Here is a 23,173-nt window from a genome sequence, read left to right on the forward strand (position 1 = left end):
GCCGCCGCCGGCCGTGAGCTGGCGCTTTGGAGCTTCGAGCTTGCATGGCGGGTAAAGACCCCCTCGCCGCGTCCGACTCTGCCACCCCGACAACTCAAGCTCCCAACCACGGCCACGCGGCGTCGCGTTTCTGGCCGTTGGCGCTGGGCAGCGTGGGCGTCGTGTTCGGCGACATCGGCACCAGCCCCCTCTACGCCTTCCGCGACGCGCTGGAGGAGGCCGCCCGCGATGGCCTGGTCCGTCCCGAGATCATGGGCGTGCTGTCCCTGGCGCTGTGGGCGCTGATCCTGGTCGTGACGGTCAAGTACGTCCTGTTCTTGATGCGCGCCTCCAACAAGGGCGAAGGCGGGGTGCTGTCGCTGATGGCCCTGGCCCAGCAGGGCGCCAAGGGCCGCACGGGCCTGATCTTCGCCCTCGGCGCCATCGGCGCGGCGCTGTTCTATGGCGACGGCGTGATCACCCCGGCCATCTCGGTGCTATCGGCGGTCGAGGGCCTGAAGTCGGTGCGCGGCTTCTCCGGCTGGTTCGGCGCCCAGGAGGTGATCGTCACCAGCCTGGTGATCCTGACCGCCCTCTTCGCCTTCCAGGCCAAGGGCACGGCCAAGGTGGCCGGCGTCTTCGGTCCGATCATGGTGTGCTGGTTCCTGTGCCTGGGCGCCCTGGGCGTCTGGCACATTAAGGACGATCCCAGCGTGCTGACGGCGATCTCGCCGACCTACGCCATCTATTTCCTGACCCATCACGGGCTGACCGGCTTCCTGGTCATGGGCGCGGTGTTCCTGACCGTCACCGGGGCCGAGGCCCTAACGGCCGACATGGGCCATTTCGGCCGTGGCCCGATCCAGATGTCGTGGTTCGGCCTGGCCCTGCCGATGCTGGCCCTGAACTATTTCGGCCAGGCCGCCCTGGCCTCACAGGCCCTGACCGCCGCCGAGGCCGCGGGAACGGCCCTGCCGAACGCCGACTGGTTCTTCCAGTTGGCGCCCCACCAATGGCGACTGGCCCTGGTGCTGTTCTCCGGGGTCGCCACCGTCATCGCCAGCCAGGCAGTGATCACCGGGGCGTTCTCCCTGACCCAGCAGGCGATCCAGTTGGGCCTCCTGCCGCGCATGGACATCAAGATCACCTCGACCACCGAGGCCGGCCAGATCTATGTCGCGCCGATCAACTGGCTGCTGTTCGTCGGCGTCGTCCTGGTGGTGCTGTCGTTCCGCTCGTCCAGCGCCCTGTCGCACGCCTACGGCATCTCGGTGACCGGCACGATGGTGGTCACCACCCTGCTGGCCTACATCGTCGTGCGCCACGTCTGGAACTGGAGCCTGCTGGCGGCCCTGGCCCTGATCGTGCCGCTGTTCGCTCTGGACCTGACCTTCTTCGTCGCCAATCTGCTGAAGGTGCTGACCGGCGGCTGGGCCCCGCTGGCCCTGGGCGCGGGTCTGTGCCTGCTGATGTCGATCTTCGTCAGCGCCACCGAGCGCCTGCGCAGGAAACTCAACAAGGACGGCCTGCCCTTCGCCGACTTCCGCGAGATGATCGCCCGCCGCCCGGCCGCCGCGACGCCCGGCACGGCCGTCTATCTGACCTCGGACCCGGAGACGACGCCGCCGGCCCTGATGCACAGCCTCAAGCACTTCAAGGTCCTGCACGAGCGCAATGTGCTGCTGAAGGTCGTCAACGAGACCACGCCCTATGTGCCTGACGACCAGCGCATCGAAATCAAGACCCTCGACGACCGCTTCTCGCTGGTCACCGTGCGCTACGGTTACATGGAGAGCCCGAACATCCCGCAGGCCCTGGCGGCCTGCCGCAAGCAGGGCCTGAAGTTCGACATCATGAGCACGTCGTTCTTCGTCAGCCGCCGCACGATCGTGCCGTCGGTGGCCGCCGACGCCCTGCCCGCCTGGAAGCGTAAGCTCTTCACTTTCCTGACCCGCAACGCGGCCGACCCCACCACCTTCTTCCACCTGCCGCCGGGACGGGTGGTGGAGCTGGGGGCTCAGGTCAGCCTGTAGCGGGGCGGGTCAGCCCTCGGCCGCCTGCTCCGCCGCCAGCGCCAGGTCCAGCGCCCGGGCGGCCTCTTCGCCCGTCACGACCGGACGCGGGGCCTCGCCGCGCACGGCCGCGAGGAAGCCGGCGACCGACAGGCCCAGGGGGTCCTTGCCGGCCGGGGTCTCGGTGAAGTTCTCGATCAGCGGGAACGGCGTGGTGTTGCGGAAGGCGCGGGTGAGGAAGTCGATCTCGACCTCGCCCGACGGGTAGACGACCTTCATGGTCCGCTCGCGGGCCTCGGCGACGCGGGAGCTGTCGAACACGGCGATGAAGCCGTTCTCGAACATCGCCTCGACCTTCACCCAATCGAGCGAGGTCGAGCGGGTGATCCCCCCTTCGCCGTCCACGGTCATGGGCTGGGCCTCGCACAGGGCCAGGGCGAGATCGATGTCGTGGATCATCAGGTCCAGCACCACCGAGACGTCGAGATTGCGGTCCGAAGGCACACCCCGTCGCACGGCTTCCAGGCGCAGCGGCTGCTCGGGAATGTCCAGCAGGCCCATGGCCTGGAACACCACCCGTTCCTGGTGACCGCAGGCCAGCGGGACCCCGGCCTTGGCGGCGGCGGCGACCATCCGGTCGGCGTCCTCGGGCGTCACGGCCAGGGGCTTTTCACAATAGACCGGCTTGCCCGCCTTCAGCGCCTTCAGCGCCGCTTCGGCGTGGTGGACGGCGGGCGCGGCGACCGTGACCACGTCGACGGCGGCTAGGAAAGCGTCCATGTCGTCGAAGCCCTGGGCGCCCAGCGGCTCGGCCAGCGCCTGAGCGCGCGCCAGGTCGATGTCGAACACGCCGACCAGGGTCACGCCGTCCAGCTCGACGTACTTCTTGGCGTGATAGCCGCCGAACACTCCGGCGCCGACGACGCCCGCTTTCAGAGTCTGGGTCATGGCCCGCTGTCTACTCCGCTTCGGCGACGCTTAGAAGCACTGGAGCCTTCCGTAAGGACGCGCTAAACATCCGTTTAAATTAGCAACGCTCGCCAAGAGCCGCTGGAGGAAGACCATGACCACGTCGCGCGAAATTCGCCTGAAGAGCCGTCCCGTGGGCGTGCCCAAGGTCTCCGACTTCGACCTGGCCACCGTCGAGCTGCCCGCGCCGGGCGACGGCGAGGTCCAGGTCAGGAACCTCTGGATGTCGGTCGATCCCTATATGCGCGGCCGCATGTACGATCGTCCCAGCTATGTGCCGCCGTTCCAGATCGGCCAGGCCCTGCAGGGCGGCGCGATCGGCGAGGTCATCGTCTCCAACGATCCGGATTTCAAGCCGGGCGATATCGTCAACTCGATGTTCGGCTGGCGCGAGGCGTTCAACGCCAACCCCAAGGCGCTGGCCGCCGCCGGCATGGGCGCGATCACCAAGATCGACACCCACGGCGTGCCGCCCCAGGCTTTCCTCGGCGTGGCCGGCATGCCCGGCCTGACCGCCTATGTCGGCCTGCTGCGCATCGCGGCGCTGAAGGACGGTGACGTGGTGTTCGTCTCGGCCGCCGCCGGCGCGGTGGGCTCGGTGGTCTGCCAGATCGCCAAGCTGAAGGGCCACACCGTCATCGGCTCGGCCGGCGGCCCGGAGAAGGTCGCGTTCCTGAAGTCGATCGGCGTCGATCACGTCATCGACTACAAGGCCACCCCCGACGTCGTCGCCGAACTGGCCAAGGTCGCCCCCAAGGGCATCGACGTCTATTTCGAGAACGTCGGCGGCATCCACCTCGAGGCGGCCATCAACTCGGCCCGCCCGTTCGCCCGCTTCGCCCTGTGCGGGATGATCTCGCAATACAACGAGACCGGTAAGGCCGAAGGTCCGTCCAACATCATCCTGGCCGTCGGCAAGAGCCTGCGCCTGGAAGGCTTCATCGTCTCCAACCATTACGACCTCTATCCGCAGTTCGCCAAGGACATGGGCGAGTGGATCAAGGCCGGGAAAATCACCTGGAAGGAGACCGTCGAGGACGGCGTCGAACGCGCGCAGGACGCCTTCATCAAGCTGTTCTCGGGCGAGAACATGGGCAAGATGCTGGTGAAACTGGGCTAGTTCCCGCCCCGCTCCTGGGCGTAGATGCGGCCCTCGCCTCTACGCCCTTGGAGATTCCCATGCCCGTCGCCCACCTTAAGCGCTGGAACATCGCGATCGGCGACGGCCAGCCGCTGGCCGTGATCGCGGGCCTGAACGTCCTGGAGAACCTGGACCTGGCGCTGGAGGTCGGCCGCGAACTGAAGGCGGTCACGACCGAGCTGGGCCTGCCCTATATTTTCAAGGCCAGCTTCGACAAGGCCAACCGCTCGTCGATCAAGAGCTATCGCGGTCCGGGCCTGACCGAGGGCCTAAAGATCCTGGCCGAGGTCAAGCGTCAGCTGAACGTACCGATCGCCACCGACCTGCACGAGGTCGACCAGGCCGAACCGGTCGCCGCCGTCGCCGACCTGGTCCAGATCCCCGCCTTCCTGGTGCGCCAGACCGACCTGATCGTCGCCGCCGCCAAGGCCACGGCCGCCCAGCAAGGGATCATGCACGCCAAGAAGGCGCAGTTCATCGCGCCCTGGGACTGCAAGAACATCATCAGCAAAGCCCGCGAGGCCGCGCCGGACCTGGAGATCGTGCTGTGCGAGCGCGGCGCCTCGTTCGGCTACAACAACCTGGTGGTCGACATGCTGGGCATCGCCGAGATGCAGGCCCTGGGCGTGCCGGTCTCGATCGACGCCACCCACGCCGTGCAGCTGCCGGGCGCTGACCCCCGCACGGGCGGCGCCTCGACGGGCGGCCGCCGCTCCGGCGTGCCGATCATCGCCAAGGCCGCGGTGGCGGCCGGCGCCGACGCGGTGTTCCTGGAATTCCACCCCGATCCGGACAAGGCCCTTTGCGACGGCCCCAGCTGCCTGCCGCTGGACGGCGCGGCGGCGCTGCTGAAGACGCTGAAGGTTCTGCATGAGGTCGTGCGGGCCTGACCTCGCGGCTCCGTGATCGCGCGTGAGAATCCGGAGCCCAGGGTCCGAAATCCCGCGCGGCGATGCGCCTTTCAGCGGCAAATCGGCGCTCGAAGGCGCTCCCGTGAGGGGTGAACGTGATAAGCCGCGCGGCCAAGCTTGCGAACGGATTTCCAATAGCCAAGCTTGCGCTCCACCACTGAAATTCCCCAAATTCAATGACTTATTGAAATTCCCCGGACGGGCGAGCATCCTGACTCCAAACCGTGGCGGAGGTTTTTTCTCGCAACTGCGAAATTCGCGTGATTTCCGGTAGCGAATTTGTGATCGAGGTTTTACTCTAAGGGAAGTCGGCGCTCTCCACGCCGAAACAGCCCGAGTTCCAAGACATGAGCGATCGCTCCAGCCTCTTCGACGTGCGCTCCTCAACGAGCGTGACCCTCGATCAGGTCGTTCGCCGTGAGACGGTGGAAATCCCCGCCGAGGCGCCGCTAGCCATGCCGGTTCAGCCGCTGGGCTTCTGGCAGGGCGGTTCGCGCCGCGCCGCCGCCCTGGTCGCCGACATGACCTTCCGCCGCTGGATCGTGGCGCTGGCGACGATCGCCATGGGCTTCGCCGGCTGGAAGGCCACCTTCGATACCATCGCCCTGGGCGGCGTCACCCGCCTGGAAGGCGTGGTCCTGACCCTGCTGGCCCCGCTGTTCCTGGCCCTGTCGCTGTGGTTCTGCACCGCCGTCGCCGGCTTCGTGATCCTGCTGGGCAAGCCCAAGGATCCGCTTGGCATCGACGGCGAGGCCCCGATGCCCAAGCTGCACACGCGCACGGCCATTCTGATGCCGGTGCACAACGAGGACGCCGCCGCCGTCTTCGCCCGCCTGCGCGCCATGGACGCCTCGATCGCCGAGACGGGCATGAGCCGCCACTTCGACATCTTCGTGCTCAGCGACACCCGCGACGCTCAGGTGGCCCTGGCCGAGCAGGCCTGCTTCGCCCGCTTCCGCCGCGAGGCCCACAGCAACGTCTTCTATCGCGTCCGCAAGGAAAACACCGGCCGCAAGGCCGGCAATGTCGCCGACTGGGTGCGCCGCTGGGGCAGCGCCTACGAGCACATGCTGGTGCTGGACGCCGACAGCCTGATGACCGGCGAGGCCATGGTGCGCCTGGCGGACGCCATGGAGCGTCACCCGGGCGCCGGCCTGATCCAGACCATGCCGATGATCATCAACGGCCAGACGATCTTCGCCCGCACCCTGCAGTTCGCCACGCGCCTGTACGGCCGCGTCGCCTGGACGGGCCTGGCCTGGTGGTCGGGCTCGGAGAGCTCCTTCTGGGGTCACAACGCCATCGTCCGCACCCGCGCCTTCGCCGAGACCTGCGGCCTGCCGCACCTCAATGGCCCCAAGCCCTTCGGCGGCGAGGTGATGAGCCACGACGCCCTGGAAAGCGCCCTGCTGCGCCGGGGGGGCTGGAGCGTCCACCTGGCGCCCTATCTCGAAGGCTCGTACGAGGAGAGCCCCTCGAACCTGTTGGACTTCGCCACGCGCGATCGCCGCTGGTGCCGGGGCAATGTTCAGCACGTGCCGCTGATCGCCCTGCCCGGCCTGCACTGGATGAGCCGCCTGCACCTGGTGATCGGCGTGCTGAGCTACGCCCTGTCGCCGCTGTGGTTCATCGCCCTGACGGCCGGCATCACCTCGCGCGCCCTGATGCCCGAGCTGAAGAAGGCCGCCTTCACCATGGCCGACCTGCAGGCCGCGGCGCACGCCCTGATCGACTGGCGCGAGATCCAGGCCACAGCCTGGGCCATGATCATCACCTTCCTGCTGCTGTTCGGCCCCAAGATCATGGGCTCGATCCTGGTCTTCAGCCGCAAGGCCGAGATCAAGGGCTTTGGCGGCAAGCGCCGCGTCGCCGCCGGCCTGGCCGTCGAGATGCTGCTCTCGGCGCTCGTCGCCCCGATGCTGATGTTCACCCAGACCCGCGCCATCGTGGAAATCATGGCCGGCAAGGTCGGCGGCTGGGCCACCCAGCGCCGCGACGCCGACAAGGTCGCCTTCAAGGAGGCCACCGCCGCCATGGGCTGGATCAGCGTCACGGGCCTGATCCTGGGCGGCGTGTTCTGGTTCACCCCGGACCTGTTCACCTCGACCGCCCCGATCCTGCTGGGCCTGGTCCTGGCCGTGCCGCTGACCATGCTGGGCGCCCACAAGGTCGCCGGCCTTAAGGTCAAGACCAACGGCCTGTTCATGACGCCGGAAGAACGCCGCCCGCCGGCCATCGTCCGCGCGGCCCTGGGCAGCGCCTGCGAGCCGCCGATCCGCTGGTTCGCCCGCGACGGTCGCCCGATCGGCCCGACCACCCGGATCCGCGACGCGGCCTGATCCTCCGCTCAAACGCCCGAGAGCCTGTCCGAAAGGACAGGCTCTTTTTCTTTTGGGCTTAGCGGCGGGCTGGCCGTGGGGTTCGCGCCGGAGTAGAAGCGCGGCTCCTGTCCTTCCCGGGGAGCCGCGTATCGTGTCGCGTCTGTTCAGCGCCTATGTGATCGTCGACTGGAGCGCCGCGGCCAAGCCGACGACGGGCGCGGACTCCATCTGGATCGGCGTGCTCAAGCGCGACGTGCGCTTCCGTCTCATCTTCGAGAGCTACAACCCCGCCACGCGTGGCGAGGCCGAGGCGAAGCTGGCGGCCGTTCTGGACGACCTAAAGAAGCGCGGCGAGCGGGCCCTGGTGGGCTTCGACTTCCCGCTAGGCTTCCCGCGCGGGCTTTCCAAGGCCCTCTCGCTGCCGGGCGAAACGCCCTGGCGCGCGGTCTGGGACCAGTTGGCCAAGATGGTCAAGGACAAGGCCGACAACACCAACAACCGTTTCGGCGTCGGCTCGGAGATCAACCGTCGCCTGACCGGCGGCCCCTTCCCGTTCTGGGGCTGCCCGCCCAAGGACGCGTTGACCACCCTGCAGCCCAAGCGCCCGCGCGAGCACGGCGAAGGCGACCTGCCGGAGTTCCGCCATGCCGACGAAGCCGCCAAAGGGGCTCACTCGATCTGGAAGCTCTACTACAACGGCTCGGTCGGCGGTCAGGCGATCATGGGCATCCCGGCCGTGCGCCGCCTGAAGGATGCGCGTGGCGAGGCCGTGCGGGTGTGGCCGTTCGAGACCGGCTTCAAGGCCCTGACCGAGGCCGACCTCGAGGGCGTCGCCGTGGTGGCGGCCGAGGTCTATCCGTCGCTGCTGAAGATCACGGCCGCGCCGGGCGAGGTCAAGGACCTGACCCAGGTGCGCACCCTGGCCGAACACTTCGCCAAGCTGGACGAAGCCGGCAAGCTGGGAGCGCTGTTCGACGCGCCGAAGGGCCTCTCCGAGGACGCGCTGGAAGCCGCCTCGACCGAAGAAGGCTGGATCCTCGGGGCCTAAGCCGCCCTAAACTTGTCATCCCGGAAGCCTCGAAGAGGCTGTCCGGGACCCAGGGGCAACCGCCCTGCCATTGGCCCCTGAGTCCCGGCTCTCCGCTTCGCTACGGCCGGGATGACAAGAATTATGAGGTCTCCGCCAGCCTCCGATCCCGCCAGTCCAGCATCCGGAACCTGAACAGCAGGAAGCCGGCGGCCAGGAAGCTGGTGATAATAATCGAGATCAGCACCCCGTTCAGGCCCATGCCGCGCGGGATCGCCAGCCACCAGGCCAGCGGGCCCATGACCAGCGCGTAGCTGATCAGGTGAGTCACAGTCGGGATCCACACCTCGCCGCGCGCCCGTAGCGCCTGGGCGGCCACTACCTGCACCGCGTCGGGCGCGAAGAACAGGCAGGCCAACGCCATCGCCGGCAGGATCAGCGTCATGGCCGCCGGGTCGGTGGTGTAGGCCAGCGCCACCCAGTGCTTGGCCGGATAGAGCAGAAGGCCAAACAGCGTCCCGATCACCGCGATAACAGCGAAGGCGATCCAGCCGGCCCGCTTCATGCCTTCCGGGTCGCGCGCGCCATAGGCCCGGCCGACCTGTACGGCGGTGGCCGTCGCCACGCCCAGCGGGACCATGAAGACGATGGCCGAGACGTTCAGCACCACGGTGTAGGCGGCCACGGCAAGGCTGCCGATCCAGCCGCAGATCAGGTTCATGCCGGCGAAGGCCGAGACCTCGAAGAAATTGGACGCCCCGGCGCCGTAGCCAATCTTGCGCTGCTCGATCTCGGCGGCCTTGTTGTGGGCCGGCTTGTCGAAAACGCCCAGTTCGCGGGAGTCCTTCATGCGCAGGACGTAGATCGCCAGGGCGATCGCCAGGGCGGTGCGAGCCACGAAGGTCGACCAGGCGCCGCCGACCGCACCCATGGCTGGCAGGCCGAAGGTCCCGGGCACGAACAGCAGGTTGGCGGCCAGGTTCACGACATTGGCCAGCCACATCATCACCGCCCCCGGCGTCGGCCGCGCCAGGCCCTCCAGCCAGAAGGTCAGCACCACCGAGATCGCATAGACCGGCAGCGACAGCGAGAAGACGATCAGCGGCGCGGTCGCCCCGTCGGCCAGTCCGTCCTTGAGGCCCATGGCGTGCAGGAACAAGGGCCCGAACAGGGCCAGCAGCGCCGCCGAGCCAACGCCCAGCCACGCGCCGTAGCTGAGACCGCGCCGCAGCACCGCGCCGGTCTCGTGCGGCTTGCCGGCGCCGATCGCGCGGGCGGTCATCACCTGCACCCCGACCAGCAGGCCGACCGTGGCGGTCACGAACACCGAGGTCGGGGCCCAGGCCATGGCGTGGAAGCCCAGTTGCCTCGCGGAGAAATGGCCGACGACGATGGCGTCGGTCAGGCCCATGACCATGATGCCCAGGCGCGACAGCACGACCGGCCCCGCCAGGCGGAGCAGTTCGAGCAGGTCGGTCAGGATGGGGCCGCGCGGGCGCTCAGAGAAGAGCGCCGTTCCGGCCGCGTCGCGCGGCATGGTCGTCACCCCAAGTCAAAAAGGTGGGTGTCAAAGAAAGGCGCGCAAAGTGGCTCATGCTCGATTTGTGGGCAACCCGCTTTCGGCAAGGCTTGGAACATCGGACGCGGCCAACGGTTCTTCGGGCTCAGCCCTTGAGGAACGCGCCATGGCCGAGACCCAGACCCCCGAGTTCGAGCACACCAGCGAGCAGGTCGCCAAAGCCTATCGCGAGATCCAGGCCCCGCTGGACGCCGAGGAGGAACGTTCCTTCCAGTCCAAGGACGATGCGAAGGACAAAAAGCGTAGCGACGCCATGCAGGCCGGCGCTCGCCCCTACCCCGCTCCGCCGTACCCCGAACAGCATCAGACCAAGCCTGGCGACGAGGCCGCGCTGGATCCTGCCCCGATGTACGACGCCCCGTTCTACAAGGGCTCCGGCAAGCTGGAGGGCAAGGTGGCCCTGATCACCGGCGCCGATAGCGGCATCGGCCGCGCCGTGGCGGTGCTGTTCGCCCGCGAGGGCGCGGACGTCGCCATCGGCTATCTCAGCGAGAACAACGACGCCAACCTGACCCGCATGGCCGTCGAGCAGGAAGGCCGCCGCGCCATCCTGCTGCCCGGCGATGTCGCCGACCCGGCCTACGCCAAGGCGGCCGTGGAAAGGACAGTGGCCGCGTTCGGCCGCCTCGACATCCTGGTCAACAACGCCGCTTTCCAGGAGCATGTGCTCGACTTCGAGGACCTGACCGAGGAGCACTTCGATCGCACCCTGCGCACCAACCTCTATGGCTATTTCCACATGGCCAAGGCGGCGGTGAAGCATCTGCCCAATGGCGGCTCGATCATCAACACCGGCTCGGTGACCGGCCTGTTGGGCAACAAGGACCTGCTGGACTACTCGATGACCAAGGGCGGCATCCACGCCTTCACCCGCTCACTGGCCACGCATCTGATCGACAAGGGCATCCGCGTGAACGCCGTCGCGCCCGGCCCCGTCTGGACCCCGCTGAACCCGTCGGACAAGCTGGGACCCGATGTCGCCCAGTTCGGCGCCAAGACCCCGATGAGGCGAGCCGCCCAGCCGGAAGAGATCGCGCCGGCCTATGTGTTCCTGGCCTCGCCCCAGACGGCCAGCTACATCACCGGCGAGATCCTGCCGATCATCGGCGGTTATGCGGGCGGCTAGGCCTCACAACCGAACCTCTTCCTTCGACAGGCTCAGGATGAGGTTCTCGTGAACCGCCGTAGCAGCCAGTCCTCATCCTGAGCCTGTCTAAGGAAGAGGACTGCCCCGCCGGCCGTGCTATGGCTTGGCTCCCCAAAAGGAGTCGCAAATGGCCCGCCGCGTCGCCCTCGTCTCCCTGCTGGTCGCCGACTATGACGAGGCCATCGCCTTCTATGTCGGCAAGCTGGGCTTCACCCTGGTCGAGAACACCGACATGGGCCACGGCAAGCGCTGGGTCGTGGTCTCGCCCGGGAGCGACGGCACGAACTTCCTGCTGGCCCGCGCCACCGGCGATCAGGCCGAGGCGATCGGCCGCCAGGGCGGCGGACGCGTCTGGCTCTTTCTGCACACGGACGACTTCGCCGGCGACCACGCCCGCATGAGCGCCGCCGGCGTCACCTTCCTGGAGGAACCCCGCCACGAGGCCTACGGCACGGTGGCGGTGTTCGAGGATCTTTCCGGCAATCGCTGGGACCTGTTGCAACCCAAGGACTGAAACGACGATGCGCCGATTGCTGCCTCTGTTCGCGGCGGTCGCCGCGCTTTCTGTCTCGATGGCCGCCCCTATCGCCGTCCACGCGGCGCCGGCCAAGATCCGGGTGCTCTATCTCGATCAGTCTGTCGGGTTCGTGCACAAGCCGGTCACGCGTCCCGCCAACAGCAACGGCCCGACGCAATCCGAGATCGCCCTGGCCGAGATCGGGGCCAGGACCGGCGCCTTCACCGTCGAGTCCACCCAGGACGCGCGCGTGATCACGCCCGAAAGGCTGAAGGAGGTCGACGTCCTGATCTTCTACACGACCGGCGAGTTGCCAATCTCCGCCGAGAACTGGGCCGCCGTGCAGCGGTGGGTCGAGAGCGGCAAGGGCGGCTTCGTGGGCCTGCACAGCGCCACCGACACCCATTGGGACTACAGCGGCCCCGGCCAGACCTATACCGCCTTCATCAACGGCAAGTTCGCCGGCCATCCCTGGACCCAGGGCACGCCGATCACCGTCCAGGCGCTCGGTCAGAAGGCGGGGGGCGGCAAGGATCCCGTCAACACCGCCTGGCCGGACCGCTTCCCTTATGCCGAGGAAATCTATCAGTACTCGGACTATGACCCAACCAAGGTCCGCGCCCTGCAGGCGCTGGACTTCACCGACATGGCCCTGAAGCGTCCATGGTTCGTGCCGATCACCTGGACGCGCCAGATCGGCAAGGGTCGCCTGTTCCAGACCAACCTGGGCCATACGCCCAGCACCTGGAACGACCCGCTCTATCGCGCCCAGATCCTGGACGCCGTGCGCTGGACCGCCCACTGCAAGCCTGGCGCGGCCAAGCCCAATCCGGACGAGCAGGCTCTGTGGGCCCTGCGCTCGCTGCTGGCCTATGACAATCGCCCCAAGGCCGAGATCGAGGCGCGCCTGACCAGGTTGGCCAAGGCCGATCCGGCCTGGCTGCGCGACGCCGCCGCCCGCACGGCCGCCCTGCGACCGCTTTGGCCCGCCAAGCCCGACAGCGACAAGGCTCCGTTCGACGCCGCGTACAAGGCCGTGCTGGACGAGGTCGTGGCGAAGTCCGGCGGCTAAGCCTCCCCGAACGCCTCGGCCGCGTAGGTCCGCAGTTGGGCGGCGATATCCTCCGGCCAGGCCTGGATCCGCGCCTCGAAAGCCGCGTCATCGCCAGCGAACAGGGCGCGCATGGCCTCCTCGAACGCCGGCAGGTCGCCGCCGATCGCCGAGGCGAAGCGGTAGGCCGCTTCGCGGGCGGCGCGGATGCGGTCCGGCCCCTCGCTGGCCCGTCGCGCGGCCTCGACCAGCTTGCGCAGCGCCACCGAAGCCCCACCAGGCTGCGCGGCCAGCCAGTCCCAGTGCCGGGGCAGCAGGGTCACTTCGCGCGCCACCACGCCCAGCTTGGGCCGGCCACGGCCGCGCGGCGTCTCCTCCGGCGGCGCGAGACGCGCGGCCAGGGCGTCCGGCCCGCCGCCGAGATCGAAGTCCACCGACCGGCCCGTGGGGTCGAAGATCAGCACCCCCGCCTCGCCGATCAGCCTCTGGGCCGCCAGGGCCGCGTCGAGGCGCGAGCCGACCGCGATGCGCGTTTGGCCATGGAACACGACATAGGGCTCTTCGCCGGCGGCGACAGACATCAGTTCAGCCCCGTGGCGTTCAGCGTCGCGATCCAGTGGGCGCGACGGTCCTTGAGCTTCGAGGCGCGCATGGAGCCTTCCAGGCCCTCGGTGTCCACCGCCTCGACCGCTTCGAACACGAAGGCGTCCGCGCCATGGGCGTTCCAAGCGGCCTGCAGGCTCTTCTCGCGATGCGAGCCCAGCCGCAGCGAGAACCAGACGCCGTTCTGACGGTTGGACAGGTCGGGGGCGACGCCGATCCAGACCTCGCCCGTCGGGACGCAGCGCACGGCGTAGACACCGGCCTCGACCTTGCGTTCCTTGTATTCGCGCAGCAGCGCCTTGCGGTCGGACATGCAATCTTCTCCGGAGGCGAACCGCCTTGCGCGTCTTTTACCCGGATAAAATGTTAAGTCAATATTGCCCGGATAATTATACCTCGGGAGCGCGGAAGGGCACGTAGCCCCGTTCGACTAGGCGCCGGGTCGCCTCGTAGACCGCCACCAGCTCCTCATACGCCGATCTCAGGTGGGCCAGGCGCGCGACCTGGGCCTCGGACAGCGACGCGCTGGCCTCGGCCATCGACGCGGCTTCGGCCACCCACTTGGCGCGAGCCGTCGCGGTGGCCACGGCCAGACGCTGGAAGCGGCCGGCGTCGGCGTTCGGCACGGTCGCCCCCAGCACCGCCCTGTTCGAGGCGTAGGCGGTGTAGTCGATCTGCTCCAGATACCCACGCAGGCGGCGCTGGACCAGGGGATCGGCGTCGGTGGGCTCGAAGTGGTCGCCGGTGCGGCGGGTGCTGGAAGTCATGGTCGCCATGACGGCCTCCGATCCGGCCGAGAGCCGGCCGTTCTAGCTGGAAGCGTGCGCTTGAGAGTTTAATGACGCGTTGAACCACGATGTGACCTATGGACTGACGCGCAGGTTGATCGCACTGGCTAGGCCGCCTGCGGCTTGGCCAAGGACGGCGACGCCGCCCCGGCCAAGCCCTAGGGTCTAGAGCAGCTTGCGGAAGCCCAGGCGCACCGTCCGGCCCAGCGGGTCCAGATAGTCGCGCTGGTAGGCCTGGGGCGTCGCGCCGCTCTGGTCATGCACCGACTGCTTGGAGTCGAACAGGTTCTCGAAGTTCAGCGACAGCTGAGCGCCCTTCAGGAGCGGGAACTTGTCGACCATCGGCTTGCGCGCGGGCGCGCTGAAATTGGCGAACAGGTTCACCCCCAGCGTCGCCAGGTCCGAGAAGTACAGGGTCTGGCCGCCGGTCGAGCCGCCGTCGACCCAGGTCGAGGCCTTCCAGGCGCCGTTGAAGCGGAAGCCCAGGCCGTCCTTGAAGTAGCCGCCCTGGATCGAGACCTCGTGGCGCGCCTGGCCGTTGCGGGCGCTGATCGCCGCGCCGTCCAGCTGGTCCAGAACGGGCATCCCCTTGCGCACCGTGATCTCGTCGCTGAGGCGCCAGGTGTGATAGACTGACAGCTGGAACAGACCCTGGCCTGGACGCATCATGCCCGGAGGCGGGCCCATCATGCCGCCGCCGCCCGGGGGACCGCCAGGACCGCCGCCTCCCACGCGCATCATGCCGCCGCCGGGCGGGCCGCCGCCCGGGCCGCCGAAGCGCCCTCCGGGACCGCCAGCCGAGCCCGGCGCCGGCTTGCCGACCGCCTTGAACAGGTTGAAGCCCCAGCGGATGTTCTCGTTCTGCGCGCTGGCGAAGTTCACCGGCCGGGCGTCGATCGACAACAGGCGGCCCGAGGCGTCGCGCACGAAACGATCCGGGAAGGCGCGCTCCAGGTCCGGCGTGATCGCGGGGAAAGACGCGATCACGTTCTTGGTCTCGGCCCGGGTGTAGGTGGCGTTGAAGGTCAGCTCGATGCTGGTGAACGGCTTGTAGTTGACGCCGAACTTGCTGACCCGGCGATTGTCGTTCAGCAGGTTGGCGTTGCCACCGTCGGTGCGGCTGATGATCACCGTCTGGCCGGTCGTGAAGTCGAACACCGAGACGTTCGGTGTGACCACCAGCGGATCGTTGATCTGGTTGGTCGTGGGCGCGCCCTCTTCGTCGGTGTAGCTGGCGATGAAGCTGATCGGCTTGATCGGCGACCAGTTGAAGCCGCCCCCCAGGGTCGTCAGTCCGCCCAGGTCCGACAGGTTGTCATAGCCGGCGTTGACGTTGGCCGAGAGGTCGCCCAGCTTGGCCAGAACGTTGTTGCGCGTGCTGGTGATCGGCAGGTTGAAGCTGCTCTGGAAGCTCTCCGTCGTGCGGGTGATGTCGCGCTTGGTGGTGACGCCCGAGCGGACGGTCTCCGAGTTCAGGCCCTTGCTGTTTGCCCCGACCTTGAACGTCGTCTGCAGGCCGCCGGCCGGCAGCATGAAGAGGTTGCCGTTCAGGACGAGCTCGGCGCTGGCCGCGGTCGAGATCGAGTGGGCCGTGTCCGGGGCCACGGCCTTGTACAGGCTGGGCGCGATCACGCCGAACGGATTAACCGTCGGATCGCCCGCCGCCACCGCCGCCTGGAACGCCGAGGCGTCGAGGCCCCGGCCGGTCTCGGTGTCGGTGTTGGTGCGGTCGAAGTCGCCGGTGACGTTCCAGCGCCAGTCCTTGACCCGGCCGTTGGCGGCCATGCTGACCTGGGTGCGCAGGGTGTCCACGTCGCGCGACAGGGCGCCCGGCGCGTCGATGTAGCGATAGCCGGTCACGGCCTGCGAGAACGGCGAGAATGGGCTGCCGCCCGGCAGGGTGAAGCTCACGCCCGGCAGGCCCAGCAGGGCGTGGCTGCTGGAGTCTTCCAGGTTGCCACTGAGGGTCAGCTGGGTCTGCTTGTTGAGGTCGCGGCTAATCGAGCCCCGGAAGGTGCCCTTGTCGGACTTGGAGATCAGCGAGCGGCTGGCGGTCAGGTCGCCGGTATTGTAGCGGCCGGCCAGCGGACCGAAGTCGGCCAGCGGCGCGCGGCCGTTCACCGCCGAGTCCGGCGCGCCCGCGAAGCTGGCGGAAATCGTCGGGTCGAGGGCCGCGCCGTTGAGACTGGCGACGTTGCCGACCAGGTCGAACGGCTGGCCGTTCGGCGCGCGGCCGATGTTGCGGTCGGTTTCGAGCAAATAAGGGTCGTGCGACAACTGGACGTCGACGTTCCAGCGCTTGTCGCCGTTGATGTTCACGCGGTTGCCGCCACCGCCGCCGGAGACCCGGCCGCCGTCGGTGGCGACCGTGACCGCGCCTTGCGTCTGCAGGGCGTTGTAGTTCTTCTTGAGGATGATGTTCACGACCCGCTGGTCGGCCTTGTAGCCGTAGTTCAGCGCGACCTCCTCGGGCAGCACTTGGAAGCGCTCGATGGCTTCCGGCGGGATGCCCTGGATCTCCTGGAAGCCCGAGATGCGGCGGCCGTTGATCAGCAGCACCGGCCCGCCGCCGCCGTCTCGGCCGCGCGTGCTGGTGGTCTGGGGCGTCAGCATGGTCAGCAGTTCGCCGATGCTGCCCGCGCCGAAGCTCTTGATCTCTTCCTCGTTCAGCTCGAGCTCGGGCTCGATATTGCCCTCGACCTTGCCGCGCGGATCGGCCTGGATGACCAGGCCCTCGACCTCATTGGGACCGTCGTCCTTAACCTGCGGCTTCTTCGGATCAGCCTCGGCGGCCGCCTCGGGCGGGGAGGAGACGGGGATCGCCGGCCCGGCCGAGGCGGCGGTCATGGGGTCGAGCGCGGCCGAGGCCAGCCCATACAGGAGGATGGTCGAAAGGGTCATTAGGCCCACGAAAACACGAGTGACAGGAACGTCGACGCTCGGCCGCGCCAACGCTGGGTTGCCGCTCCTTACGGGGGTGCGACGCCCTCCGCAACGCCCCCCGGCGTTAAGAAAAGGCAATGCGCCATAAAGCGCACACTCGTGTGTCTTCCGACGCTCAAAGAGCGCTCAGGCATTGAAATATCGTCACATTTTCGGCCGCGCCGTGTTGCCTTCGAAACGATATTGCAGCTTGGCAATAAACCGCGCCACCATGTCGCACGGGGCGTGCCGGGCGGATTCGAGGCGTCGCGCGGCGGAGCCTCACCACGGCGACGCAACCGGAACGTGCTACCTCTCCAGGAACGCCTGGAACCCCCCATAGATCATCCGCTTGCCGTCGAACGGCATGTTGGCCATGCCCGCCTTCAGACGCTCGTCGGCCATGACCTTGGCGTTGATCTCATCGCGGCTGGCGCGGTCCTTGTAGGTGATCCACGAGAAGATCACGATCTCGTCTTCCTTGGCCTGGACGGCGCGCGGAAACGAGGTCAGTTCGCCATAGGGCACATCGTCGCCGATGCACTCGACATATGACAACGCGCCGTATTCCATCCAGACCTCGGCCCCGAGCCGGGCCATCTCCTTGTAGTCGTCCAGTTTGTCCTTCGGCACGGCGAGCACGAAACCATCCACATAGGCCATGACGTTTCCTCCGCTTCAAATGGCGTTGTCGGAGACAAGGACGTTCAGCGACCCGCCGTTCCGACAGTCCCTTCTCGAATTTTCGCGATCAGGCTGGTGATGGCCTTGGCGTGGCCGTTGGAGAGGTTGTCATCAGGGAACACGGCCATGGGGATGTCGGGAACCAGCCCCCTACCCTCTAGGTCCTGGCCCTCTGGTCCCTTGTAGAGCTCGGCCGGCAACGCCATCGTCCAGCCGTTCGGCAGCGGCTTGGGCAACTGGTCGGAGAACGCGCCGCGCGTCGTCGCGCCCACCTGGGTGACGTTGGGCAGGGCCTTCATCATCAGGGTGAAGGTCTCGCCGGCGCTGACGGTGATGTCGCTGGTGACCAGATAGACCGGCCCGGTGAAGGTGGCCGCGCTGGCGGGCTCGACCTTGACCGGCTGCGGCGGCGCCTTGGCCCCGACAGGAACCTTGGCGTAGGCCGCGCGCGGCTGGGCGGCGAAGCGCCCGGCGATGCGCTGGCCGATGGTATCGTAGCCGCCGCGGTTGTTACTGACGTCGACAATCACCGCCTTGGCCCCGGCGAAAGCGGCCATGGCCTCGTCGAGCACGGGATCCAGCGGCCGGGGATCATCCGGCGCGGCGTTGCGGGCGAAGGCGCCCATGGTCACGATGTTCAGATAGCCGATGTCGTCGACCCGGCCCCAGAAGACGCGGTTGTTGGCCGCCTGTCGCCCGCGCCCTTGCAGGATCCCCGTCAGAATCCCCTCGCGATAGGCCTGCAGCCACGCCTTCTCGTCGCCCTGCGGATCGGCGGCGTGGACACGGTTCAGGGTCGGAGACTCGCCGGGCTCCAGGTCGCGCCGGGAACCGGCGACCATGCCGTGCAGCTCGACATGCGGGTCGTCGAGCCCCGCCATCAAGCCCGACAGCGCCGTCCACAGCTGAGCGTCGGTCGCGGTTGGGCCTACCTGGGCCAGGGCTGCTGCCTTGCGCGCCGGCCAGTCCAACTTCCGCTCGACCGAACGCGGGTAGTAGGCGGCGAAGGTGTCGGCGGCGAAGGCGACGATGCGGTCCGGCGTCCAGGCCGCCGCCGCGATGCAGGGCGTTGGCAGGTTGGGCAGCTTGTCGAACAGGTAGCGCGTGCCGTCCTGACTGCCGGTCAGGGTGATCGTCCCCTGCCCTTCGGCGCGCCAGAGGGTCATGACGCCGTCGGGATCGGGCTCCCGGCGCGGGTCAGGGTAGCAGGCCTCGCCAGCGGTCTGGAACAGCTGGGCGCCGTCGGGGCCGAACAGCACGATCCAGCCGTAGCCGCGCGATTTCCAGGCGCCGCGCAGCTCGGCCGCGACCGGCGCGCCCTTGGCCTGCACCGGCCAGAACGGGCTTTCGGCGAGCGCCGGCGCGGCGAAGGCGAGAACGGCGGCGGCCGCCAGAAGACTCAAGCGTTTCATGGGCGCGACGGTGGAGGCGTCTCCGCCGCCGCGCCAGTGAAATCGCCGCGACGCCCGACGCTAGCGGAGCAGAACGGCCTGAGGGCCGCGGCGCAGGGACCGTGGCAATTCGGGTCCGTAGCCGAAGCGGACCACAAGATCCGGGCGTTTGGCCGGCTCCCCCAGCCACGCGGCCATCCGGCGGCGCGTCGCCGGATCCTCGACCGGCTGATTGAGGAAGGCCAGCTTTAAGCCCGCGGCGGTCGCCGTCAGCGCGAACCGGGTGAAGGCGCGCCCCACGGCGATCCAGCTGGCGGGCGTCTCGGCCGGACCAGTGAAGATCGCCGCGCCCGCCGAGCTCCTCATCCAGCCCGCGAGGCGATCGGCCTCGCCGTTCTTCGTCATGACCATGGGCAGCAGCCGCTCGCCCAGCCAGCGCGGCGCCGTGAGGTTGCCGGAAGCGGCCGTGAACAGGCCGTCCCGTCGCGCCAAGGCTTCTCCGGCGTCGAAGCGGATCCAGTCGGTGAGTTCGCGCATGAAGGCGGGATCGGCGAGCTGAGCGTTATTCCCGGCGACGATCATGTCCGTCAGGCGAGACCGCTCGTCGGGCTCCAGCACCCATCGAAGCGCCACGTCCTGTCCCACGGCGGCTTCAAGTCGACGGAGCGTGGCCGCGTCCGCAGGTCTTCCATCATACTTGGTCCGCGTCGATGCGCGGCGGGGTATGGCCTGGAACAGGGCGTCCGGGCGAGCCGGCGCGCTGGAGAGCGCTATACGGACGCCGCCTCCGGGCAGAATCTCCGGCTCGCCCGCCCAGCCATAGCCGAGGCCCGCCTGCAGCAGAGTCTCCAGGGCGCAGCCGAGGCTGACGAACAGGTGATGGTCGTCCGGATCCACCACCGGGGTCCGCCGCGAAAAGTCCGGCAGAATCTCGATCGCGCGAGGCTCGATCCGAAAGCGCCAGGGCTGGGTGTTGTGTCCATTCGCGGCCAGAGTCGCCGCATGGATCAGGGCGATCATCGGAACGCCGCCGCCGCCCAGATCCGGCAGCCGCCAGAGGTCCCGGACCGCGCGGTCGTAGGGGCTTTCACCGCCGGAACATCCCGCGACCAGCAGCGGCATGGCGGCGATCAGGGCGCGACGGGTGGGCATGGCGGCGGCTCCGAAAGCCCAAGCTGTAGCCGCCGCCTCTTGCCTCACCTTGCGGTGAGTCAAACCCGCCCTATTCGGTCTTCAGATAGATCTCCGAGCCCTGTTCCTTGAACTTCTCGCTCATCTCGGCCATCCCCAGCGCCGCGTCGTTGGGCGCGATGCCGGCCGCGAAGTCGCGGACTTCGTGGCTGATCTTCATCGAACAGAACTTGGGACCGCACATCGAGCAGAAGTGGGCGGTCTTGTGCGCCTCCTTCGGCAGGGTCTCGTCGTGGAACTTGCGGGCCGTTTCCGGATCAAGACCCAGGTTGAACTGGTCTTCCCAGCGGAACTCGAACCGCGCGCGGCTGATGGCGTCGTCCCACATGGCCGCACCGGGGTGGCCCTTGGCGAGGTCGGCGGCGTGGGCGGCCAGCTTGTAGGTGATGACGCCGGTCTTGACGTCGTCGCGGTCGGGCAGGCCCAGGTGCTCCTTGGGCGTGACGTAGCAGAGCATCGCCGTGCCGAACCAGCCGATCATCGCCGCCCCGATCGCCGAGGTGATGTGGTCGTAGCCAGGCGCGATGTCCGTGGTCAACGGGCCCAAGGTGTAGAAGGGAGCCTCGTGGCAGTGCTTGAGCTGCTCGTCCATGTTGGCCTTGATCTTGTGCATGGCCACGTGGCCCGGCCCTTCGATCATCACCTGGACGCCGTGCTTCCAGGCCACCTTGGTCAGCTCGCCCAGGGTGCGCAGCTCCGAGAACTGGGCCTCGTCATTGGCGTCGGCGGTCGAGCCCGGACGCAGGCCGTCGCCGAGGCTGAACGACACGTCGTAGGCGCGCATGATCTCGCAGATGTCCTCGAAGCGCTCGTAGAGGAAGTTCTCCTTGTGGTGCGCCAGGCACCACTTGGCCATGATCGAGCCGCCGCGGCTGACGATGCCGGTGACCCGCTTGGCGGTCATCGGGATGAACGGCAGGCGCACGCCGGCGTGGATCGTGAAGTAGTCGACGCCCTGCTCGCACTGCTCGATCAGGGTGTCGCGGAACACTTCCCAGTTCAGGTCCTCGGCCACGCCGTTGACCTTTTCCAGCGCCTGGTAGATCGGCACCGTGCCGATCGGGACACTGCTGTTGCGGATGATCCAGTCGCGGATGTTGTGGATGTTGCGGCCCGTCGACAGGTCCATGACCGTGTCGGCGCCCCAGCGCGTGGCCCAGACCAGCTTGTCGACCTCGTCGGCGACGGTGCTGAGCACCGCCGAGTTGCCGATATTGGCGTTGATCTTGACCAGGAAGTTGCGGCCGATCGCCATCGGCTCCAGCTCGCCGTGGTTGATGTTGGCCGGGATGATGGCGCGGCCGCGGGCGATTTCCTGGCGCACGAACTCGGGCGTCACGAAGTCCGGGATCGAGGCGCCGAAGTCCTCGCCGTCGCGCACGCACGGACGGTCCTGCTCGCGGCGCAGGTTCTCGCGGATGGCGACATATTCCATCTCGGCCGTGATCTTGCCGGCGTTGGCGTATTCGTACTGGGTGATCAGCGCTCCGGGCTTGCCACGATAGATGGTGCGGCCAATGGCGGGGAACTGCGGAGCCAGGTGCTTGCCCTGGGCGAAGCCGTTGTCCTCGGGTTTCACGGCGCGAGGCTCAGCGACGACCTCGACGTCGCCGCGGGCGACGACGAAGGCTTCGCGCGTGCGCTCCAGGCCCTTCTCGATGTCGATGGTCGCGGTCGGGTCGCTGTAGGGACCGGACGGGTCATAGATCGTCACTGGCGGCTCGTTGGCCGACGGGTGGACGGCCACCTCGCGGAACGGCACGCGGATGTCGGGGAACAGCTGGCCGGCCTGGTAGACCTTGCGCGAGCCGGGGATGGGGCCGGTGGAGATGGTCTCGGCCACGGACTTGATGGTGGTCTGGATGTTCATTTCGGGCGCTCCTTCGGCTTCGAGGAGACCCGGACGTGCGCGCTTGAGTCGGTTTACGGACGGGCTGCGAGCGCCGACCGCGTTCCCTCCCTTCGCCGGCATGACCCGGATCAGGTTCTACGGGTCAGGGCCAGAGCCCAATCTCAGCCGCGCGAGCGACCCCCCGGTGAACAACGGCTGGACACTAGGCGCGTTGACGCTGAGGTCAAGCGTCGCGTGCCCTGGCGATCACGAAGTCGTCAACCTCGTTACCCTTGGCCTTGCCGGCGCGAATGGAGCGTGACCGCCTCTGGTCACCACCGCCGAGAGCATATCCATGAACGCCATCCCCAATCGCCGCGCCGTCCTGCTGGGCGCGCTCGCCGCAGGCCTCGCCACGCCGGCCCTGGCTCGAACACCGGCGAAAAACATCGTTCTGGTCCACGGAGCCTGGGCCGATGGCTCGTGCTGGAACGAGGTGATCCCTTCGCTGCAGGCCAAGGGATTCAACGTCACGGCGGTGCAGAACCCCCTCACCTCGCTGGCCGACGACGTGGCGGCCACCCGGCGGGTCCTCGCGCGGCAGGACGGCCCAACCGTGCTGGTCGGCCACTCGTGGGGCGGCGTACCGATCACCGAGGCCGGCGTCGACCCGAAGGTCACGGCCCTGGTCTATGTCGCCGCCCGCGCGCCGGACGCCGGCGAGGACTTCAACGCCCTGGCGGCGACCTATCCGACCATGCCGGTGCGGGCCGGAGTCGTGACGACCGACGGCTATTCGTGGCTGACCCAGGACGCCTTCGTCCGCTTTTTCGCCGGCGACGTCGAACCGGCGCGCGCCCTGGCGCTCTTCGCGACCCAGCAGCCGATCGCCGCCAGCCTGTTCGCCGGCAAGACCACGGTCGCGGCCTGGCGCGACAAGCCCAGCTTCTACGCTGTCTCGGCCAACGACCAGACGACCAACCCGGACCTAGAGCGCTTCCTGGCCAAGCGCATGAAGGCGACGACCATCGAGCTGCCGTCCAGCCACGTGTCGATGATCTCGCATCCCAAGGCGATCACCGACCTAGTCATCCGCGCCGCCGGGTGAC

Annotated in this window: 19 protein-coding genes and 1 riboswitch; of the genes, 9 read left to right on the plus strand and 10 right to left on the minus strand. The window is 68.2% G+C overall.

Annotation, left to right across the window (positions count from 1 at the left end; all coding sequences use genetic code 11):
- Positions 1–44 precede the first annotated feature (44 nt).
- Positions 45–2,012 (plus strand): potassium transporter Kup, encoded by a 1,968-nt coding sequence (locus AC07R7_RS00660; protein WP_492834594.1) that lies wholly within the window; start codon positions 45–47, stop codon positions 2,010–2,012.
- 9 nt (positions 2,013–2,021) lie between these two features.
- Here AC07R7_RS00660 and AC07R7_RS00665 read toward each other — a convergent pair whose 3' ends face one another.
- Positions 2,022–2,939 carry a Gfo/Idh/MocA family protein gene (locus AC07R7_RS00665; protein ID WP_492883718.1) on the minus strand — a complete coding sequence of 306 codons (918 nt, stop codon included), beginning with the start codon at positions 2,937–2,939 and terminating at the stop codon, positions 2,022–2,024.
- A gap of 115 nt (positions 2,940–3,054) precedes the next feature.
- Between AC07R7_RS00665 and AC07R7_RS00670 the strand changes: the two genes are divergently transcribed.
- The 4 genes from AC07R7_RS00670 to AC07R7_RS00685 all read left to right on the plus strand — a co-directional run bounded on the left by AC07R7_RS00670 (position 3,055) and on the right by AC07R7_RS00685 (position 8,381).
- Complete coding sequence (locus tag AC07R7_RS00670) at positions 3,055–4,080, plus strand: NADP-dependent oxidoreductase (protein WP_494633608.1); 1,026 nt, start codon at positions 3,055–3,057, stop codon at positions 4,078–4,080.
- A 59-nt stretch (positions 4,081–4,139) separates the two neighbouring features.
- On the plus strand, positions 4,140–4,991 hold the full coding sequence (gene kdsA, locus AC07R7_RS00675) for a 3-deoxy-8-phosphooctulonate synthase (protein ID WP_494633610.1): 852 nt from the start codon (positions 4,140–4,142) through the stop codon (positions 4,989–4,991).
- 368 nt (positions 4,992–5,359) lie between these two features.
- The gene (gene mdoH, locus AC07R7_RS00680; RefSeq protein WP_494633612.1) at positions 5,360–7,351 is read left to right on the plus strand and encodes a glucans biosynthesis glucosyltransferase MdoH; all 1,992 of its coding nucleotides are present in this window, start codon (positions 5,360–5,362) and stop codon (positions 7,349–7,351) included.
- 133 nt (positions 7,352–7,484) lie between these two features.
- On the plus strand, positions 7,485–8,381 hold the full coding sequence (locus AC07R7_RS00685) for a cobalamin biosynthesis protein CbiG (protein ID WP_494633614.1): 897 nt from the start codon (positions 7,485–7,487) through the stop codon (positions 8,379–8,381).
- A 121-nt stretch (positions 8,382–8,502) separates the two neighbouring features.
- On the opposite strand, the gene AC07R7_RS00690 is transcribed toward AC07R7_RS00685, so the two are convergent.
- A complete protein-coding gene (locus tag AC07R7_RS00690; protein WP_494633616.1) occupies positions 8,503–9,897 on the minus strand; it encodes an MATE family efflux transporter in 1,395 nt (464 codons plus the stop codon).
- Positions 9,898–10,045: 148 nt separating this feature from the next.
- Here AC07R7_RS00690 and AC07R7_RS00695 point away from each other — a divergent pair, with 148 nt between their 5' ends.
- From AC07R7_RS00695 to AC07R7_RS00705, 3 genes are all read left to right on the plus strand, one after another.
- Positions 10,046–11,065, plus strand: a complete 1,020-nt coding sequence (locus AC07R7_RS00695) for an SDR family oxidoreductase (RefSeq protein WP_494633618.1) — start codon at positions 10,046–10,048, stop codon at positions 11,063–11,065.
- Positions 11,066–11,213: 148 nt separating this feature from the next.
- Entirely contained in the window at positions 11,214–11,600 is a 387-nt protein-coding gene (locus tag AC07R7_RS00700; protein ID WP_492834610.1) for a VOC family protein, read from the plus strand.
- 7 nt (positions 11,601–11,607) lie between these two features.
- Complete coding sequence (locus tag AC07R7_RS00705) at positions 11,608–12,675, plus strand: ThuA domain-containing protein (protein ID WP_494633620.1); 1,068 nt, start codon at positions 11,608–11,610, stop codon at positions 12,673–12,675.
- On the opposite strand, the gene AC07R7_RS00710 is transcribed toward AC07R7_RS00705, so the two are convergent.
- From AC07R7_RS00710 to thiC, 8 genes are all read right to left on the minus strand, one after another.
- Entirely contained in the window at positions 12,672–13,235 is a 564-nt protein-coding gene (locus AC07R7_RS00710) for a DUF2239 family protein (protein ID WP_494633622.1), read from the minus strand. The two genes, AC07R7_RS00705 and AC07R7_RS00710, sit on opposite strands and share 4 nt — an antisense overlap.
- Positions 13,235–13,570 carry a GIY-YIG nuclease family protein gene (locus AC07R7_RS00715; RefSeq protein ID WP_492834616.1) on the minus strand — a complete coding sequence of 112 codons (336 nt, stop codon included), beginning with the start codon at positions 13,568–13,570 and terminating at the stop codon, positions 13,235–13,237. Before AC07R7_RS00715 ends, AC07R7_RS00710 begins: the two co-directional genes overlap by 1 nt.
- Before the next feature lie 76 nt (positions 13,571–13,646).
- Positions 13,647–14,033 (minus strand): hypothetical protein, encoded by a 387-nt coding sequence (locus tag AC07R7_RS00720; protein WP_492883704.1) that lies wholly within the window; start codon positions 14,031–14,033, stop codon positions 13,647–13,649.
- Between the two features lie 177 nt (positions 14,034–14,210).
- Positions 14,211–16,946 carry a TonB-dependent receptor gene (locus tag AC07R7_RS00725; protein WP_494633624.1) on the minus strand — a complete coding sequence of 912 codons (2,736 nt, stop codon included), beginning with the start codon at positions 16,944–16,946 and terminating at the stop codon, positions 14,211–14,213.
- Positions 16,947–17,276: 330 nt separating this feature from the next.
- Positions 17,277–17,630: a DUF1428 domain-containing protein gene (locus tag AC07R7_RS00730; protein ID WP_494633625.1), complete on the minus strand. Its 354-nt coding sequence runs from the start codon at positions 17,628–17,630 to the stop codon at positions 17,277–17,279.
- Between the two features lie 44 nt (positions 17,631–17,674).
- Positions 17,675–19,063, minus strand: coding sequence for a S41 family peptidase (locus AC07R7_RS00735; protein WP_494633626.1), 1,389 nt, complete (start codon positions 19,061–19,063; stop codon positions 17,675–17,677).
- 60 nt (positions 19,064–19,123) lie between these two features.
- On the minus strand, positions 19,124–20,194 hold the full coding sequence (locus AC07R7_RS00740) for an Acg family FMN-binding oxidoreductase (protein WP_494633627.1): 1,071 nt from the start codon (positions 20,192–20,194) through the stop codon (positions 19,124–19,126).
- 70 nt (positions 20,195–20,264) lie between these two features.
- Positions 20,265–22,103, minus strand: a complete 1,839-nt coding sequence (thiC, locus tag AC07R7_RS00745; protein WP_494633628.1) for a phosphomethylpyrimidine synthase ThiC — start codon at positions 22,101–22,103, stop codon at positions 20,265–20,267.
- Positions 22,104–22,173: 70 nt separating this feature from the next.
- A riboswitch (TPP riboswitch) is annotated at positions 22,174–22,279 on the minus strand.
- A gap of 140 nt (positions 22,280–22,419) precedes the next feature.
- Here thiC and AC07R7_RS00750 point away from each other — a divergent pair.
- On the plus strand, positions 22,420–23,172 hold the full coding sequence (locus AC07R7_RS00750; protein WP_494633630.1) for an alpha/beta hydrolase: 753 nt from the start codon (positions 22,420–22,422) through the stop codon (positions 23,170–23,172).
- The last annotated feature ends 1 nt before the right edge of the window (position 23,173 follow it).

This window comes from Caulobacter sp. GW821-FHT05F04, from assembly GCF_059419665.1.